Annotated in this window: 1 protein-coding gene; it reads left to right on the top strand. The window is 45.2% G+C overall.

Annotation, left to right across the window (positions count from 1 at the left end; translation table 11 throughout):
* Window positions 1–389: hypothetical protein (locus KP705_RS18915; RefSeq protein ID WP_215765424.1), on the top strand; the 389-nt coding region annotated here is incomplete at both ends.

Genomic DNA, 389 nt, shown 5'->3' with positions numbered 1-389 from the left:
ATGACTATCCTCTTTGATCTGCCGTATTTGATCCGGAACGGCTGGCAGGATTTTCTTGCTGATGGTCGTGAGAGGATCTCGTGCATTGTTAAGGATGCGGGAACTCTTGAGTCAGTTGATGAGGTCACAAAATATGTGACTAATCCGAACGATATTGAGACGATGGAGGATGGCCATCTTGAGTGGTTCTATAATGAGACACTCAATACGCCACTGATACAGAGGTACGGATCGTTTAAGGAGATCAAGGGGTCTCTTAATGATGAGAGGCTTCGGATCGTTCGAGATCAGTCTGATGGATCTCTGAAGATGATGAAGAAGCGTGTCATCAATGATGCTGAGCTTTTCACTAAGCGTGATGATGAGCTTTTCACTAAGCGTGATGAAGG

Origin of the sequence: Gluconobacter sp. P1D12_c (genome assembly GCF_018812105.1) — a bacterium.
GTDB classification, from domain to species: Bacteria; Pseudomonadota; Alphaproteobacteria; order Acetobacterales; family Acetobacteraceae; genus Gluconobacter; species Gluconobacter oxydans_A.
Note: the sequence above shows the minus strand (reverse complement) of the source record. Positions and strands in the feature narration are given on the sequence as shown.